Source organism: Vibrio sp. 16 (assembly GCF_963681195.1).
Lineage (GTDB): Bacteria > Pseudomonadota > Gammaproteobacteria > Enterobacterales > Vibrionaceae > Vibrio > Vibrio sinaloensis_D.
Genome location: NZ_OY808997.1, coordinates 2,634,590 through 2,651,684, shown reverse-complemented (window position 1 = coordinate 2,651,684; position 17,095 = coordinate 2,634,590). Strand labels below are relative to the sequence as shown.

16 protein-coding genes are annotated in these 17,095 nt (G+C 40.9%); 7 read left to right on the top strand and 9 right to left on the bottom strand.

The window, feature by feature from the left end; genetic code table 11:
• The 7 genes from U9J37_RS12180 to rfbB form a co-directional block, all read right to left on the bottom strand.
• A complete protein-coding gene (locus tag U9J37_RS12180) occupies nucleotides 1-1,443 on the bottom strand; it encodes an MOP flippase family protein (protein ID WP_232280807.1) in 1,443 nt (480 codons plus the stop codon).
• Between the two features lie 15 nt (nucleotides 1,444-1,458).
• Nucleotides 1,459-2,595 (bottom strand): dTDP-4-amino-4,6-dideoxygalactose transaminase, encoded by a 1,137-nt coding sequence (gene rffA / locus U9J37_RS12175; RefSeq protein ID WP_005470937.1) that lies wholly within the window; start codon nucleotides 2,593-2,595, stop codon nucleotides 1,459-1,461.
• Nucleotides 2,592-3,275, bottom strand: a complete 684-nt coding sequence (locus U9J37_RS12170; protein WP_005471150.1) for a WbqC family protein — start codon at nucleotides 3,273-3,275, stop codon at nucleotides 2,592-2,594. The genes rffA and U9J37_RS12170 overlap by 4 nt, the downstream gene beginning before the upstream one ends.
• The gene (locus U9J37_RS12165; RefSeq protein WP_052297959.1) at nucleotides 3,272-3,922 is read right to left on the bottom strand and encodes a formyltransferase family protein; all 651 of its coding nucleotides are present in this window, start codon (nucleotides 3,920-3,922) and stop codon (nucleotides 3,272-3,274) included. The genes U9J37_RS12170 and U9J37_RS12165 overlap by 4 nt, the downstream gene beginning before the upstream one ends.
• Nucleotides 3,919-4,953 carry a TDP-N-acetylfucosamine:lipid II N-acetylfucosaminyltransferase family protein gene (locus tag U9J37_RS12160; protein WP_043886772.1) on the bottom strand — a complete coding sequence of 345 codons (1,035 nt, stop codon included), beginning with the start codon at nucleotides 4,951-4,953 and terminating at the stop codon, nucleotides 3,919-3,921. The genes U9J37_RS12165 and U9J37_RS12160 overlap by 4 nt, the downstream gene beginning before the upstream one ends.
• Nucleotides 4,954-4,967: 14 nt before the next feature.
• Nucleotides 4,968-5,846, bottom strand: coding sequence for a glucose-1-phosphate thymidylyltransferase RfbA (gene rfbA / locus U9J37_RS12155; protein ID WP_043886773.1), 879 nt, complete (start codon nucleotides 5,844-5,846; stop codon nucleotides 4,968-4,970).
• 70 nt (nucleotides 5,847-5,916) lie between these two features.
• Nucleotides 5,917-6,975 (bottom strand): dTDP-glucose 4,6-dehydratase, encoded by a 1,059-nt coding sequence (rfbB, locus tag U9J37_RS12150; protein ID WP_005471042.1) that lies wholly within the window; start codon nucleotides 6,973-6,975, stop codon nucleotides 5,917-5,919.
• Nucleotides 6,976-7,199: 224 nt separating this feature from the next.
• Here rfbB and rfaD point away from each other — a divergent pair, with 224 nt between their 5' ends.
• The 7 genes from rfaD to waaA all read left to right on the top strand — a co-directional run bounded on the left by rfaD (nucleotide 7,200) and on the right by waaA (nucleotide 14,443).
• On the top strand, nucleotides 7,200-8,141 hold the full coding sequence (rfaD, locus tag U9J37_RS12145; protein ID WP_005470966.1) for an ADP-glyceromanno-heptose 6-epimerase: 942 nt from the start codon (nucleotides 7,200-7,202) through the stop codon (nucleotides 8,139-8,141).
• Nucleotides 8,142-8,153: 12 nt separating this feature from the next.
• Nucleotides 8,154-9,119 carry a lauroyl-Kdo(2)-lipid IV(A) myristoyltransferase gene (gene lpxM / locus U9J37_RS12140; RefSeq protein WP_005471091.1) on the top strand — a complete coding sequence of 322 codons (966 nt, stop codon included), beginning with the start codon at nucleotides 8,154-8,156 and terminating at the stop codon, nucleotides 9,117-9,119.
• Between the two features lie 18 nt (nucleotides 9,120-9,137).
• Nucleotides 9,138-10,169: a lipopolysaccharide heptosyltransferase II gene (gene waaF / locus U9J37_RS12135; protein ID WP_005470866.1), complete on the top strand. Its 1,032-nt coding sequence runs from the start codon at nucleotides 9,138-9,140 to the stop codon at nucleotides 10,167-10,169.
• Nucleotides 10,166-10,837 (top strand): CatB-related O-acetyltransferase, encoded by a 672-nt coding sequence (locus U9J37_RS12130; protein ID WP_005471038.1) that lies wholly within the window; start codon nucleotides 10,166-10,168, stop codon nucleotides 10,835-10,837. Before waaF ends, U9J37_RS12130 begins: the two co-directional genes overlap by 4 nt.
• 299 nt (nucleotides 10,838-11,136) lie before the next feature.
• Nucleotides 11,137-12,012 (top strand): O-antigen ligase family protein, encoded by an 876-nt coding sequence (locus U9J37_RS12125; protein ID WP_157607817.1) that lies wholly within the window; start codon nucleotides 11,137-11,139, stop codon nucleotides 12,010-12,012.
• A gap of 5 nt (nucleotides 12,013-12,017) precedes the next feature.
• Entirely contained in the window at nucleotides 12,018-13,196 is a 1,179-nt protein-coding gene (locus U9J37_RS12120) for a glycosyltransferase (protein WP_043886775.1), read from the top strand.
• Entirely contained in the window at nucleotides 13,193-14,443 is a 1,251-nt protein-coding gene (gene waaA, locus U9J37_RS12115; protein ID WP_005471076.1) for a lipid IV(A) 3-deoxy-D-manno-octulosonic acid transferase, read from the top strand. Before U9J37_RS12120 ends, waaA begins: the two co-directional genes overlap by 4 nt.
• Before the next feature lie 34 nt (nucleotides 14,444-14,477).
• Here waaA and U9J37_RS12110 read toward each other — a convergent pair whose 3' ends face one another.
• Complete coding sequence (locus U9J37_RS12110; RefSeq protein WP_005471071.1) at nucleotides 14,478-16,310, bottom strand: DUF3413 domain-containing protein; 1,833 nt, start codon at nucleotides 16,308-16,310, stop codon at nucleotides 14,478-14,480.
• 53 nt (nucleotides 16,311-16,363) lie between these two features.
• Nucleotides 16,364-17,074 (bottom strand): 3-deoxy-D-manno-octulosonic acid kinase, encoded by a 711-nt coding sequence (locus U9J37_RS12105; RefSeq protein WP_005470928.1) that lies wholly within the window; start codon nucleotides 17,072-17,074, stop codon nucleotides 16,364-16,366.
• Nucleotides 17,075-17,095: the final 21 nt, after the last annotated feature.

The following is a 17,095-nucleotide window of genomic DNA, read 5'->3' as shown; positions in this document are numbered from 1 at the left end:
CTATACCTCTCTTCTACGGGAGCTCAACAATGGGCGGATTTCATATAGGAGTAGATAAGGAACGTAAGTAAACATAAACACCGAGGCTGAAATAATCACCTTGTTCAAAGGACTTAGAACCCCAAAAAAAATAACGATGACTGTTGCGAGTGTGCATATAACAACACTGTACAAGACGATAAAAGCAAATTTACTCAAGATTGGTCGATAGTTCACACCGGTCAACTTATAAACTAAACAATGCCATACGACACCAAAAAGAGACGTTAGCACCAATAAAACGTATGGCGTTGTCTCTAATTGAGGCGACAGCATTAGGGCGAAATACAGGCAACATAACACTGCACTTGCCCATATTACATTCCACCAAAAGCCCAGCTTTGCATTACCTAGAGCAACGACTAATGCCCCCCCAGGATTACCTATAGCCTTTACAAGCCCGACGACACCTAACAATGACACAACCATTGAAGCGTCAATCCACTGAGGACCAAAAACAACTGAGACTACTGGCATTGAAAAAAACAGAAGATAAATTGAGAATGGAATAACAATAAGGCCTATTGCTTTCATTGCCAAACTATAATAATCATCGATCGCTTGCGGATTTTTTTGTATTTTCCCGTAAACCGGAAGGGCTACCTTATTGATAACTGGGTTCAGCTTACTTAATGGAAAAATTATTAGTTGCCATGCAACATTGTACAAACCAACTGAGTGAACACCTAGAAACTTACCTATTAATATTTTGTCAACATTCGCACTAAAATAATTTATAGTTCTTTCGCCCATTTGATACGCGCCAAAGCCAACATAACCTCGAGCTTCATACCAACGAAAGTGAAATTTAGGCACATATATCGATCGTGCACCAAGTATAAAAAACAACATACTCGATACTAACGTCATGGTGATATTTGCAAACACTAAGGCATATACACCAAAATTCAGTGCTGCCATACTTATTGCAACTATAAATGCACAACAAACCGAACAAAGCTCAACTATAGCGATGACTTTGAACTGCAATTCTTTTTGAAAAAGTACTTTGTGTTGATTTCCCAGTGCACTAATAACAAAAGCCAGCGATACCAACTGAATCAGAGGCTTCAATTCTGGTGATTCATAGAAGTTTGCCACCAATGGAGCACTAAGAAATACTAGGCCAGTAATACAAATACCGGCTAATAGGGTCAACCAAAATAAAGTAGACAAATGTAACTGACAATTGGTTTGTTTGTGAATAATGGCATTGCTCATCCCCATATCAACAAAAGCTTGAGAGAAACCAATTACAACCGTAACCAACGCCATTAAACCAAATTGCTCAGGTGTCAGAAATCGAGCAAGTATAGCCAACTGAGAAAACTGAAGGATCGTAGTGACCAGCATAGACGCTGAAGTCCACTTTACACCATGAGTTGCTTTACTTTTAAGATTCACAACCTCTATTACCTACTATAGTTTTGAATAAAAACGCTTAATCGAAGCTACCACAGCATCAATCTCCGAAGCGCTCAAACCATACCACATAGGCAATCTAACCAGCTTATCGCTTTCTGATGTTGTATACCTATCAACACCATGAAAACAGGCAAACCTCTCTGCTGCTTTTGCAGAGTGTAATGGCACGTAATGAAATGTAGATTGGATATTGTCTTCTTTTAAATGGGCAATCAACTGAGATCTTTCACTCAAACTCTTTGTTCGGATATGGAACATATGTGCATTGTGCAAGCAATGCGAAGAAACCTTAGGTAGTTGTATATGGCCGTTTCTCTCCAGATCCTGTAACCCAGAATAATACTTACCCCATGAATTCAGTCGATCCTCATTAATATCATTCGCATGTAAGAGCTGTCCCCACAAATATGCAGCTTGAAGCTCCGAAGGCAAGAAGCTGCTACCTAAGTCAACCCAACTATATTTATCTACCATTCCTCGGAAAAACTGACTTCTATTAGTACCTTTCTCTCGAATAATTTGGGCTCGTTCGACAAATGCCTCATCATTTATTAGTAACAATCCACCTTCCCCACCACTGGTGTAGTTCTTAGTTTCATGAAAACTAAAAGCAGCTAAGTGTCCAATGCTACCCAATGCTCGACCTTTATAAGAGGACATAACACCCTGAGCCGCATCTTCAATTACATATAACCCGTACTTTTCAGCCAAAGCCATGATGCTATCCATCTCACAAGCAACACCAGCATAATGTACTGGTACTATCGCTTTCGTTTTGTCTGTTATCGCTTCTTCAATTAACATCTCATCAATATTCATCGTGTCACGACGAATATCCACAAAAACAATTTTTGCTCCTCTAAGCACGAAAGCATTTGCAGTACTCACAAACGTATAACTAGGCATAATCACTTCATCACCTGGTTGAATGTCTATGAGTATGGCTGCCATTTCCAAAGCAGCAGTACACGAAGGGGTTAACAGCGTTTTCTGAGAGCCAGTATGAGATTCAAACCATTGCTGACATTGGTGAGTATATGCCCCATCACCACAAAGCGAACCAAGTTCGATTGCCTTTTTTATATGCTCGGATTCGAAACCAGTAACTGGTGGATTGTTAAATTTTATCATAATTTATTTTCAATATAGTACTTTGCATTATCACCACAGTTAAATATAAGATCCAGGACGGATACATAGTGTTCAAACCCGCCATGAAATTGATCGTATTCTCTATATTTACTATAATCCATAAAGCTCAGTTTAATATTCTTTTGTAAGAACTTTTCGGGATCGATGTAGTCCATCGCAGCAGGTCCTGATAAATATTCACTAGCACCTAATATTTCGCATATACTTAATAGCTTATCGTCTTTCTTTCCTTCTGAGGCGAGGTCTTTAGAGTTAACAAACTTACATTCAATCCCAAGCACCTTACAAATAAGCTTTGTAGTATAGATATTAAATTCTGATAAGTTTGACCATTTTCTGTCATATATTTCATCAAGAATGTATTTATATTCTTCAAAATAAGGAGCTTTACTATAAGATTGAACGATCGTTTTTTTATGTTTTTTGGCCCAATTATCTTGAACAATGGTTATTTCACTAATCTTTGTACCTCTTGGAGCCTTTTTAACAGGAACGGTTAGCCATGTATCTGAGTTTGTCCCTCTAATTTTATTTCTAGTCCTCCAATCCCTGCTCGTATAATCAACATCTTCAAAAAAAACAAAAGTATCGACCTGATTTATCATATCGAAGACACCTTTCCACGGAATGTAGTTAGATTGAAGAATTGCAACTTTCATTTTATAACCTTCCAATAATCATCGTTAACTATCGATATATCAAGATTTAAACTTGGGAAAAATTCTATATCTTCGAAATTTCTAACAGATTGCCCATAAGTAATATTGAGTTTGGTCAACAAATCTGAAATCAACATTAAAGCACCAGATCTAAATGATTTTTCATAAGATTCCATTAATGTATATTCATTTCTATAAATAGATTGCGTAAGAATAGGACCAGAATCTACACCTTCATCAACTTCATGAGTTGTGACTCCAATGAAGTTCCCGTATTCATATGCTATATCTATTGGCTTAACCCCAATAAAACCACCATATAAAGGCAACAACGAATAGTGAAGGTTAACTAGCTTCCCTCTATATTCACCTACAAGATCTTTATCAATTATCTTGTTCCAGTTTGTAACAATCAAATCAGGTTTAATTTTTTCTAACAATACCTTAAGTTGCAGATTGTTATTCTTATTATACTCAATACAAAATGAATCTATATTTTTTTCTTTGCAAAAATGAAAAGCTCGACACTCTCTATCTGCAATACAGTATAATTTCACACTGTCAGTTAACGATGCTTTAGACAAATATAAATCAAACGCTTTAAGGTTCCCACCATTCCCAGAAACTAAAAAAACCACCTTTCTCATAGCAAATTTCCCCACTGATTTTTTAGGTTATCGTAACTAAAGAAATCCTCAACCAATTCCCTATTAGTTTCGAAGCTTGAAAAACACTTCAAATCAGATTTACTTAACGTTTCAAAATCAATAACCTTTACTCCAATTTCCTTAAGGAGCTTATATTGTGGAGTACTAGCCTTCATAACAACTACCTTTTGCATTGCCAGCAATGAAATTGTATTCCCCATAGCTTGCTGCCTGTCATGAGCAAAGATTGCAACATCAGTCGTATTAATTATCTCTCTCTTATAGTCATCTAATGGAAGATGTTCTATGATAGGGAAAAACTTATTTCCAAATAATTCTATACCTTTTTCTATAACCTTATCTCGATAAGAACTATCACCATAAGTTAAAGGAACAACTATTTTATTAACACTATTATTAATATTATCTATCTTTTCGAAGATCTCCAGATGGTTATTCGATGGATCAGCAGAATTCCCTAACAAAACATTGAAATTTGAATCTGGGTGTTTTGTTCTGGATTGATTAACCCCTGAAACTGTATTTGTTAGATAACATAAGCAACGAATATACTTCCCTTTAGCGCCACACCACTTCCTAAGAATATCTACATCTCCATCGATATATGTGACAAGGCCGCTCATATTCCTAAAAACAAATTTTCTAATGACATTTTTAATCTTGATTTTTATGCTGCTGACTTTCAAGCAATTATGCAGGTCCCCCCCCATAATTATCCAATAACTTTTTTTCAACAACCAAGGGTTAAAAAAGAGAATCAATAATATGTAGAAATCAAACAAACCATGGAAAACAATTTTGTCACATTTGTAAGCTTTGCTAATTAATGGAAAATGAAGATTAAAAATCTTTTTTATCCTAGATTTGTAATTCCCAGCATAATATAAATCACTACCATCCACATAGGGATATTTTTTGTCATCCCCAAAAGTAAAAAACTGCTGTCTTTTAGTGGGAAATTCTTTACGTAAGAAATCTATTATCGGTGGAGTGAACTTTTCTAGCTCCATTACATGTAACGTACTCAACTGATTTTATCTCGCGATAACACTGAATTCAGGTACTGACCATAACTATTCTTAGACAATCGTTTTGCGGTATGGTCAATATCTTCTCTAGAGATCCAGCCTTGGTTAAGCGCAATCTCCTCTAAACATGCAATCTTGTAGCCTTGACGTTTTTCAATGGTATGAACGAAACTTGCAGCCTCTAGTAAGCTTTCATGAGTGCCTGTATCCAGCCAAGCGAAACCTCGGCCTAATAACTCTACAGTCAACTCGCCCCGCTCTAAGTATTCTTGGTTGATAGCCGTTATCTCCAACTCCCCTCTCTCTGACGGCTTCACATTTTTAGCAATTTCGATAACAGAGTTATCGTAAAAATAAAGCCCTGTTACAGCAAAATTAGAGCGTGGGACTTCGGGTTTCTCTTCAATCGATAACACACTAAAGTCTTCGTCAAACTCAACGATACCAAAACGTTCGGGATCCCCAACTTCATAACCAAATACCGTTGCACCAGTTTTATTTTTGGCTGCCTTCGTTAATTTAGGAGAAAAACCCTGCCCCCAGAATATGTTGTCACCCAGCACTAAACATACACTATCTTTACCTATAAACTCTTCACCAATGATAAAAGCTTGCGCTAGTCCGTCAGGAGAAGGTTGCTCAGCATATTCTAAATGGATTCCAAATTGGCTACCGTCACCTAACAAGCGTTCAAAACTATTACGGTCCTCAGGAGTCGTGATAATCAAAACATCTTTAATACCCGCGAGCATAAGTACTGATAACGGGTAGTAGATCATTGGTTTATCATAAATGGGTAATAGCTGTTTAGACACCCCCATGGTTATTGGGTAAAGGCGGGTACCAGAGCCACCAGCTAAAATAATACCTTTCATCATACTTTGCCTAACCAAACTTTTTCTTAATTTTTAACGTTTTGTAAAACAAACTTTTTGTACTAACTGGCTAGCGGCCTAACCGTTCTCGGTTGTATGAACCATCTTGAACGCGCTCCCACCAGACTCTATTGCTCAAATACCAGCGTACGGTTTTTCGAATACCGGACTCAAATGTTTCCTCAGGCTTCCATCCCAACTCACGTTCAATTTTAGATGCATCGATAGCGTAACGAATATCATGTCCAGGTCTATCCTCAACAAACGCAATCAGTTCAGAGTAGGCACCTACCCCTTTTGGCTTATCTGGACACAGTTCTTCCATTAACTCACATATTTTATGCACAACTTCAAGGTTAGTGAGTTCATTATGGCCACCGATATTATAGGTTTCACCAACCTCACCTTTCGTTGCAACCATATAAAGAGCACGAGCATGATCTTCCACATATAACCAATCTCGGATTTGCTTACCATCACCGTAAACAGGCAGCGCTTTCCCTTCCAAGGCGTTTAAGATCATTAGCGGTATGAGTTTTTCAGGAAAATGATATGGGCCGTAGTTGTTGGAGCAATTAGTAACCAATGTTGGGAATCCAAATGTTCTCAACCAAGCTCTAACAAGGTGATCACTTGATGCTTTCGAAGCAGAATACGGGGATGAAGGAGCGTACGGAGTGAGCTCAGTGAATAAGGACTCTGCATCAACCAAATCGCCATACACTTCATCTGTAGAAATATGATGAAAACGAAACCCACGCTTTTTTTCTAAGGGCAATGACTGCCAATAGCGGCGCGCTGTTTCTAACAATGTATATGTACCAATAATATTGGTTTCTATAAACGCGGCAGGACCATCAATTGAGCGATCAACATGAGACTCAGCAGCTAAGTGCATCACGATATCAGGTTGGTGTTCATCAAAAACACGTTCTAATCTACTTCGATCACAGATGTCCACGCATTCAAACTGGTAACGTGCACTTGACTCGACTTCGTGAAGTGACTCTAGGTTACCGGCGTACGTTAATTTATCTAGGTTTACGACGCTATCCTGCGTTTCATTGATAATATGCCTAATAACTGCAGAACCTATAAAGCCAGCACCACCAGTAACCAGAATTTTCATTTATACACCTTGAATTACGCTACATTGTTACCTAAAACCATCTCACACCAGATCGACTATATTTGCAGACGAAACTCTTACGTGCATGCTGTTAGGATGACATATCGACCATTGTAACTTATATAGAGTCGCCGAGCACTAGCATCGCGTAAATCTAATCTCAATGGTCCTTGATTAGACGCCATGGTATACTTGCCCCGTTTTTTAACTAGAGTTGAAACTATATGATCATCGTAACTGGCGGTGCTGGCATGATTGGCAGCAACATCGTAAAAGCGCTTAATGACCAAGGCATCAACGACATCCTAGTCGTGGACAACCTGAAAAATGGTAGAAAATTTCAGAACCTGGTTGATCTAGACATCTCAGATTACATGGATCGCGATGACTTCTTGGTTCAGATCATGTCTGGTGAAAATTTTGGCCCAATCGAGGCGATTTTCCATGAAGGCGCTTGCTCTGCCACAACAGAGTGGGATGGTAAATACATGATGCTCAATAACTATGAGTACTCAAAGGAACTGTTGCACTACTGTTTAGAACGAGAGATCCCTTTCCTTTATGCCTCTTCCGCTGCAACCTATGGCGAAACAGATACCTTCATCGAGGAAAAAGAGTATGAAGGTGCGTTAAACGTATACGGCTACTCAAAACAGCAGTTTGACAACTACGTTCGCCGTATTTGGGAAGATGCCGAAGCGCATGGCGAAACACTATCTCAGGTCACTGGTTTCCGTTACTTCAATGTTTATGGCCCTCGTGAACAGCACAAAGGTTCGATGGCTTCGGTAGCCTTCCACCTAAATAACCAAATGAATGCAGGTGAGAATCCTAAGTTGTTTGAGGGTAGCGAACAGTTCAAGCGCGATTTTGTTTACGTAGGCGATGTCGCTGATGTAAACCTATGGTTCTTGCAGCACGGCGTTTCTGGTATTTTCAATCTAGGAACAGGCAACGCTGAGTCTTTTGAGGAAGTCGCCAAAGCGGTTATCGCCTATCATGGGAAAGGTGAAGTTGAGACTATTCCATTCCCCGAACACCTAAAAGGCGCATACCAAGAATACACTCAAGCTGACTTGACGAAACTTCGAGCGGCAGGCTGTGACCATAACTTCAAATCTGTTGCTCAGGGTGTCGCTGAGTACATGGCAATCATCAACAAATAAAAGCGACGCATTGTGAGTAAACCACGTAACGATTTTGATCCGAAAGCATACAACCCCGCTTTTGAGTGGGGTTTTCTTGCGCCTAAATATTGGGGGACTTGGCTAGGCGTGTTAGTTTCTCTGCCGATATCGCTATTGCCAGTTAAAGTACATAAATGGATCGCGCACCAAGTCGCCTCTCGTTTAGTCAATAAACGCAAAGGCGCAGTGCATAATATTCGAGTTAACCTTTCTCTTTGTTTCCCAGATAAAACGGAGCAAGAGAGGGAAAAATTAGTGTATGAAACACTTCTAACCGCGGGTGTGTTTATGATGCGCTTCGGTTTACTCACTTTACGCTCCCCGAGATGGCTTCAAAGTCAGTGTACCTTAGTTAACGAACACCACTTAACCGACTGCACTGAGCAAAATGAAAACGTCATCCTTTTGGTGCCTCATTCTTGGGCAATTGATATCCCCGCAGTCTTGCTTGCTTCAAAAGGGTTACCCGTTTCTGCCATGGCCAAGAAGCAGAAAAACCCAGTGAGTGACTGGTTGATGCATCGCCAGCGTGTCCAGTACGGCGGCCGTGTGTATGAGCGTTCTGGCGGTATAAAACCCTTTATCAAATCGATTAAAGAGGGTTACTTAGGTTACTACCTTCCAGATCAAGATCATGGTGCCGAACTTAGTGAGTTTGTCGACTTTTTTGCTACCACGAAAGCGACCTTACCTGGGTTAACTAAGCTAGCGAAATTGTCTAAGTCCAAAATAATCCCAACGTTCGCATCTATCGATCCTGGTACAGGCAAATATTCGATTGAATTTATGCCGCCAATCGAACTGCAAGACAGTGATCCTGACGATGCTCGTGGGATGAATAAAGCAATTGAATACTTTGTCGCCAAAGCACCTAATCAGTATATGTGGATTCTCCGCTTGCTCAGAACCCAACAAGATGGTCGCAACCTCTACCGAGAAATGCGCGGTAAACTATAGAAATCACAACGAGGCACCGTGAAAAAAATATTGGTCATTGGCCCATCTTGGGTGGGCGATATGGTGATGTCACAGTCACTCTACATTACGCTGAAGCAGCAATCTCCTGACGCCATCATTGATGTCATCGCGCCGGGTTGGTGTAAGCCCATCTTAGAAAGAATGCCCGAAGTCAACAGAGCCATTGAAATGCCATTTGGTCATGGCGAGTTCAACTGGTCAGGGAGAAAGAGCCTTGGCCGCTCACTGATTGATGAGCATTATACTCACGCTTTTGTCTTACCTAATTCAGCCAAATCCGCACTCATTCCTTGGTTTGCCAAAATACCGGTAAGAACGGGGTGGAAAGGAGAAATGCGCTATGGTCTACTCAATGATCTAAGACCAAACAAAAAAGCCTTTCAGTACATGGTCGAGCGGTACGTCGCATTAGCCAACCCAAGAGAAAAGATGATCAACTCACAGTCTCTGGGAGGCATTGATGTACAACCTAAGCCTAGCTTATCAATAGATAAGTCGATACAAGCCTCCACATTAGCGAAATTTAATCTGACTCAAGATAAATCGGTGGTAGGTTTATGTCCTGGCGCAGAGTTTGGACCTGCAAAGCAATGGCCAGTTGAGCACTACGCTGCTGTTGCCGCTGAAATGATTAATCGAGGCCATCAAGTTTGGCTGTTTGGCTCAGCCAAAGATCAACAAACCACATCGTCAATAAAGCAGCAGTTAACCTCACTGCAGCAAACCGCTTGTTTTGACTTAGCTGGAAAAACGTCGCTAATTGAAGCGGTAGACCTATTAGCAGCATGTCAAAGCGTTGTCAGCAATGATTCGGGCTTAATGCATGTCGCTGCAGCGGTAGGTTGCCATGTGGTAGGGGTTTATGGTTCAACGTCACCGAAATATACACCACCGCTTGCGCAAAAAGTGGATATTGTCAGTACCGATATTGAGTGCCGTCCGTGTTTTAAGCGCGAATGTCCATTGGGGCATCTGAAGTGCTTGAAAGAACTTGCACCAACCAACGTAATTAATAGGTTATCTGAGTGAAAAAACCTCTAACCAAATTTGACAAATGGATAATTTCCAAGCTTTGGAGAAAGATAGCATCTTCGAAGAATGAACAGAGCTTATTTATTAGAAAGCTATGCAAGCTTTACTTAGATAAGAAAGACACATATAGATATATTGCTTATAAGTATTTCGGATTTTCAGTCGGAAAATACACATACAGATATAAGCAGTTTTTCAACAACGGTTCTTACCAGTTACTATCATCTATCGGGAACTTTTGCTCAATAGGAGATAATGTAACTATTGCAAAATCTAACCACCCAACAAGCTATATTTCAACGCATCCTTTTTTATATGAAAAAAAAAGAGGACTCATAAGTAAAAACATCACTATAGATAATAACGATAAGGTTACTATCGGCCATGACGTTTGGTTAGGTGTTAATAGCACTATACTGCCAGGCGTTACTATTGGCAACGGCGCAATAATTGCTGCTGGAGCGGTAGTCACGAAAGATGTTCAGCCTTACGCCATTGTCGCAGGAGTTCCTGCAAAAACAATACGCTTCCGATTCACAAAAGAGCAAATAGAGTTCCTGATGAACTCAAAATGGTGGGACGAAAGTGATAGAAGTATAAAAAACAACATCCATTTATTTTATGACATTGAAGAATTCAGAATGAACTGGGCCGACAATAAATGATGAAAAAATATCTATCTTACTTTCTATTTTTGCCTTTTCTATGGCCTTTCACTGGGCTGCTCGCTTATGACTCAGATAAACACTTCGTAGTTGCATGTATTATTTCCTTCGTAACATCAATTTTTTTTACGAGCAGGGAAACAGTACTGCATAACTTGAAGACATACCCTATATACTCAATTATTATTCTGTCTTCTATTGTCGCTATAATAACTAAAATATACGTAGGGCAAAGCACATCAATATTAAGAGTACTTATTGCAACGTCATTGTTAGTTTTTTTACCACAAGATAATGTTGTGAAGTTTGTTAAAACCCACTTAGCCAATCTCACTCCTTTGGCAAGTTTAATATCCATTGCTTACGTCATTCATCAGTCTTACTACTTGCAACTCGATAGAATTGAGTGGAGTGTAAATCCAATACCATATACAACAATGGTTTCAGCAATCGCGATAATTAGCTTTTACTACATGGTTTCTCCGTATAACTTCAGAATAAAGATAGCAAATACTGTCGGTTTATTTTTATCTGTAACAGGAATACTTATTAGTGAAACTCGTGGCACCTTAGTTGCTTTCATTGCAGCATTGCTCATTCTTTCCTTATTTCGACTAGACTTTTCCACTTTAAAACATAAAGGCATTAAGTATTTCACAATAGCATCAATAGCAATATTAACTTTATTCTTTGTAAACAAAGACACCATAAAGCCTAGATATGAAAGAACGGTTTTCGAGGTTCAACAGATATTAAATGGAAATTATTCCACTTCTATCGGATTACGTTTGCATATGTGGCAGGCAGGGTTGGAGTTAGCTAAACACCCGACTCTAATCGGTTTGGGTGACTCTCACATTGATGAAAAAAAGAAGTTGGCCGAAGAGAACTTAATTCACCAAAGTGCAGTTAAATGGCGTCATTACCACAATGATTATATTACCAGTTGGGTAAAGAGAGGGGTTGTGGGCTTTGTATTTCTTTTAGTTATGCTTAGCTTTCCATTCTATTATTTTATACGCTACAGAAGTGAAGAAACCACGATAGCATCATTAGTCGGAGTGATTTATGTCGTAGGTTCATTCACTGACATTCCGCTTTCTCAGGCTAACTCTCTCATTTTATATATTATCTTAATGATAGTACTGTGCTCACCGAAACGAACTGAGATTTAAAGACAATGAATATTGCTATTGTCGTAAACTGTCTGAAAATTGGTGGAATGGAACGAGTTGCTGTCAACCTTGCGGATGCTTTCCATGATGCTGGACACCAGACAGATTTAATTTACCTGAAGAACCGCAAGAAAGAAATTGAGCCTAAAAACAACGATCTTCCAGTACACCTGTTCAACCTAAAAAAGTCAGTGTTTTCTACTGGGCTTGGTGCCCTTTGGTTCGTCGTTTGCAAAGCATTGAATCTTGTATTCAGCAAAACTTTTCCGCTTTGGTTTGCATACGCTGAATCTATGGCTTTTAAAAAGCAGCTAAGGACGCTCGAAGCACAAAACGGGCAACCTTTTGACTTAATTATATTTCGTGGCCAAGGAACCTTTGAGCAACTTTGGCCAATTCAAGACAAACGCTTTGTTTATGTGTGTGAAAACGTACAAAAGAAGCACATGTACGGCCGACTGTCCCGCTGGGTTTTCACTAAGCTTTTCCAAAATAGAAACGTCACCTGCGTATCCCAAGGTGCACTAGATAGCTTTCAAGATATGGTCCAAACGCACCAAATTACGCCAAAGAAAGCAATTGTGGTCAATAATCCTAATGACTTTATCAACATCCGGCAGCAGGCAGAGTGTATTCCAGAAAAATTGCACAACAAGCCATACATTTTGGGTCTTGGAAGACTTGTTCCTCAAAAAAATTTCTCGCTGTTAGTACAAGCGTATCACTACGCTACGAGTACATATAACTTACAGCAAGACTTAGTGATTGTAGGTGCAGGAAACGATAGAGATAATATTGAAGCTGAAGTGAAGCGACTTAACCTCACAGAGCGAGTTCACTTTAAAGGCCAACAAACCAATCCATTTCCATGGTACAAAGCCGCAGACCTTTATGTTCTGAGTTCTAAGCATGAAGGATTAGGCATGGTGCTAATTGAGTCACTAGCTTGCGGAACCCCTGTCGTTAGCACAGATAGCCGAGGTGGTGTTCGCCAAATCATGAATGGTGCATTGGAACCATTTTTAGCAAAAGAAACGCCTGAGTCTTTAGGTGAAGCCATCTATTTTGCTCTTAACCATGAATGGGATACATCATTTAATGACTATGTCCAAGAGACTCTCGATAAGTTTGATGGTAAGAAAATCGTCGAAGCTTATATTGACGAATTCGCGGAGAAACAATGATTCGTTTTCTTTATACAATCCTTCTTTTCTTAGTGTCGCCAATCCTGCTCTTTGGACTTTACAAACGTAAACCTGGTAAACCCTCTTTCGGCCCAAGATGGAAAGAGCATTTTGGCATAACTCCAAAGTTAAAGAGCCAAACTTCTCCCATTTGGATTCACGCCGTCTCTGTAGGTGAAGTAATTGCTGTTACTCCCATCATCAAAGCATTAAAGCTCCAAAATCCAGAAAAACCTATTGTGGTGACCACAACCACCAGCACAGGGGCAGAACAAGTAGAAAAGCTCGCAGATTTAGTTGAGCATCGCTACATGCCGATTGACTTTTCTTTCGCTGTGCGCGGTTTTTTAAGAAGTATCAACCCAAGTAAGATGCTGATTATGGAAACTGAACTCTGGCCAAATACGCTCCATACTGTGGCTCGTAATGGCATCACAATTACCGTTCTGAATGCACGTTTATCTGAGAAGTCTTATCGCAACTATCAAAAAGTCCACTCTCTGTTCGATATGCTTGCAAAAAATCTTTCTCATATATGTTGTCAATATCAAGATGATGCAGACCGCTTTGAGAAACTTGGTGTAGAGAAAAGTAAGGTTTCTGTAACAGGCTCAGTTAAGTTTGACATTTCAGTTCCCGAAGAAACGAAACAGGCAGGGATACAATTGCGCAGCCAGATTGGTAAAAGCCGTCCAGTTTGGATCGCGGCCAGCACCCACAAAGGTGAAGATGAGAGAATCCTCGCTGTGCATAAAGAACTCGTTGAACAACATCCTGACTCTCTACTTATCTTAGTTCCTAGGCATCCTGAACGCTTTGACTCTGTTCATGACCTATGTCAGCAGGCTAATTTTACGGTATCTCGTAGAACCCAAGGCGACGTAAGTATCCAAAGCCAAATTTACCTTGGTGATACTATGGGAGAGATGCTCACTCTGCTTGGCGCTGCAGACATCTGCTTTATGGGGGGGAGTTTACTCGGCGATAAAGTTGGTGGGCATAATATGCTAGAACCCATCGCTCTCGGAGTACCGGTTATCACAGGTCCGAGTTACTTTAACTTCCAAGAAATCAGTGAGCAGTTGTTGGCGGAAGGCCTCATGACTGTATGCAGTTCTGAGTTAGAGATAGCTAACGGTGTACTAAAAACCTGGGATAACACCGCTCTAGAGGGCCTTCAGGAGAGAATGAATGAATTTATGGTTCGCCATCAAGGGTGTATTGATAAGACATTAAAGCTCATTTAAAGAAATGGCCGGATATCCCGGCCATTTTCCTCTATTACTTCCTAAAACGACTAATGTTATCTAACGCTTCCTGAACATACTGATAGTTCATCGCCTCACCTTTCTTCGGTCGATAGGTGCTGTCTAAAATCTGTGATTGACCAGCGCCATTCACTTCAATAATGGTATCGTCGTAAATAATGCCGTATGCACTGTAGCTAGAACTCATCACCCAATCTCGTTGAACATTCTCTCCAAACAAGTCTTCACCTGTAGAGTAGTCACCTGTGTCATTCAATGAACCTAAATAGTTGTTCATTAGGGTTGGGGCTAAATCTTCATGAGACGTCGTATACGTCGCCGTTTTCGCGAGTTTTTCCTTATCAACCCCAGGGCCAAACATGACAAAAGGCACTTGGGTCTGAGCGCGAGTAAAGTTGCCGTTATGCCCCCAGAAATTCTGTTTGTTGTCGTTCATCTCTTGGCTATGATCACCAGTGATGATCACTAGCGTATTCTCGAGTTCTCCAGACTCCTTTAGCGTATCTAGCGTGCGTTTGATTTGCGTATCAACATAACGAACCGATGTTTTATAACGATTAAAGAATTTCTCTTGATCACTGTTGTTATCCAGTTTTAGATAATCCACACGCGGGATCATTGGCTCATACTTAGGCTCAAAGTTCTTCGGAAAATCATAACCATGTGGCGCGTCATAGAATAGGAATGAGAATACTGGCTTAGAAGTATCTCGATTCTTATACCACTCAATCCAGTCATCGGTTAAATGCCTATCACGTTGAGATGGTGTGAGACCTTCAGAACCAACGCGTAAGTTCGGCACATTAACAAAAACCGTTTGGTGGAATTCTGGATTCGTTAAGCGCGCAGCCGCAAATAGGCCCAGTTGATAATCCAACGCTTGGAGACGGTCAACCAATACCGGAGATTGATGGTTGGCAACAAAACCGTGCCAATAAGTACCCGGCAGACCGTAAAACAAGCCAAAGATACCCGTACGAGTGGCGTTACCCGTTGCGATATGATCTTGGAAAATAGCGCCATCTTTCGCGTACTCCCACATATAAGGCGTATTGTCCGCGTTGAAGGTGTCTGCACGCCATGAATCCACCGTAATCAACATGATGTTAACTGGCTTTGTCGATTCAAACTGCAAAGGCTTTAAAGGATAGTTCAGATCGCTCTTTGGCGGCACTCGCATCGCTTTTTGCCTAGCAATCGCCTCTTTATCCAACCAACCACGCTTATCCATGAACTTGTTGGCCGTTGCGGGATAGAATAATGGCAAGTAACGCTTCACCATAGTAACAGGCTGATAGGCATGTGCCGCCGCCCAAATATGAATACCGTTAGTTAGCAGCAACGCGATAATCGTCACGTAGGTGAACTTGCGGCCCAACTTCCATTGGCGCACTGGCGCATCATTTTCTAGCCAACGAATCAACCACCATTGACCAGCAAGCAACGCAGCAACGGATCCCAACACCGTCACCCAGGTGATCAGCGGGAAGCTAACCACTTGCCCTGACATCACCAGTTCAAGAACAACAGCATTGATATGGAAACGATACTGAGCGTAAACAATGGTATCGATAAACAGCACCGCCAAACCAAGAGAAGCAATCAGCGCTTGAATCGCATTCCGTCCTCCCTTCGGTAGCAATAGTGCCGGTAAACTCACAAGTCCAATGATGGCTGCCAACAGCGTCATCTGACCTAATGTGCCCGCAAATATGAAGGCGATGCCTAGCGTATCGGATGGAAACTCTGGTAAAAAAGCGAAGTAACGACTCGCCAACGCAATCGCTATGAGCGCGTTTATAAGAATAAACCAGCCATGAGCGTGCAGTTTCTGTTTAAAAGACATTGTAGATCCAATTAACGATTAAAATTTTGCTCTTTCGGTGACTTAAGAGCGGCTTAGCCTTCCTGCTTATAACCATCTAATAAATGATTAAAGTCTTCCTCTGTCCATTGAATGGCGCGTTTATTGAGCTCTTTACGAAAAGAGCGGAGCAACCTATCTAGATTGCCTTGCTGCCAATTTGTTCCCGACTGTTGGTAACATTTATCAAAGTCGATAATCCAAGCCTTACCATGACCGTCGAGCAACAGATTGTGAATGTTTAGATCGGTGTGATTCACTCCCGCCTTGTGCATTTTTCCAATCTCTCGGCCAACCACTTGATACTCCTGAGCGGACAATCGTCGTTCTTGTAACACATCGACGAGATCAGAAGCATCGGCAACTTTTTCACTCAACAAGTCTGCTTTGTAAGATAAACCAAACTTAGTCGCACGAGCCGCGATCGGCTTAGGGACATTGACACCCGCCTCTGCTAGCTGCTTCAACAGCGTAAATTCCGCATAACTTCGGGTACTCTGCCACCCTTTGAACCAGTAGCTGTCCGAAACCAATTTGCCGAACAAGCCACCTCGTCGGTAGTGACGCAATGCCGCAGTTAAGGTTTTCGTCTGCACGAACCAAGTCGTACCCCTACCTTGCGCGCTGCCAACTACTCGCCCTTCATTCTGCCAGTAAGCCACATCAAAAGCCTTTGCCGGGTCTTCTAATAGATACTCATCGTCATACCAAATGACCTGATGAGATTGCTCATATTTCTTTAACACGGATGACCTCGTGATTGAGTG

Coding starts and splice junctions, on each gene's coding strand:
- U9J37_RS12120 (WP_043886775.1), top strand. CDS start 12,018: ATGAATATTGCTATTGTCGTAAACTGTCTGAAAATTGGTGGAATGGAA.
- U9J37_RS12160 (WP_043886772.1), bottom strand. CDS start 4,953: ATGGAGCTAGAAAAGTTCACTCCACCGATAATAGATTTCTTACGTAAA.
- U9J37_RS12165 (WP_052297959.1), bottom strand. CDS start 3,922: ATGAGAAAGGTGGTTTTTTTAGTTTCTGGGAATGGTGGGAACCTTAAA.
- U9J37_RS12170 (WP_005471150.1), bottom strand. CDS start 3,275: ATGAAAGTTGCAATTCTTCAATCTAACTACATTCCGTGGAAAGGTGTC.
- rffA (WP_005470937.1), bottom strand. CDS start 2,595: ATGATAAAATTTAACAATCCACCAGTTACTGGTTTCGAATCCGAGCAT.
- rfbA (WP_043886773.1), bottom strand. CDS start 5,846: ATGAAAGGTATTATTTTAGCTGGTGGCTCTGGTACCCGCCTTTACCCA.
- rfaD (WP_005470966.1), top strand. CDS start 7,200: ATGATCATCGTAACTGGCGGTGCTGGCATGATTGGCAGCAACATCGTA.
- U9J37_RS12110 (WP_005471071.1), bottom strand. CDS start 16,310: ATGTCTTTTAAACAGAAACTGCACGCTCATGGCTGGTTTATTCTTATA.
- rfbB (WP_005471042.1), bottom strand. CDS start 6,975: ATGAAAATTCTGGTTACTGGTGGTGCTGGCTTTATAGGTTCTGCAGTT.
- waaA (WP_005471076.1), top strand. CDS start 13,193: ATGATTCGTTTTCTTTATACAATCCTTCTTTTCTTAGTGTCGCCAATC.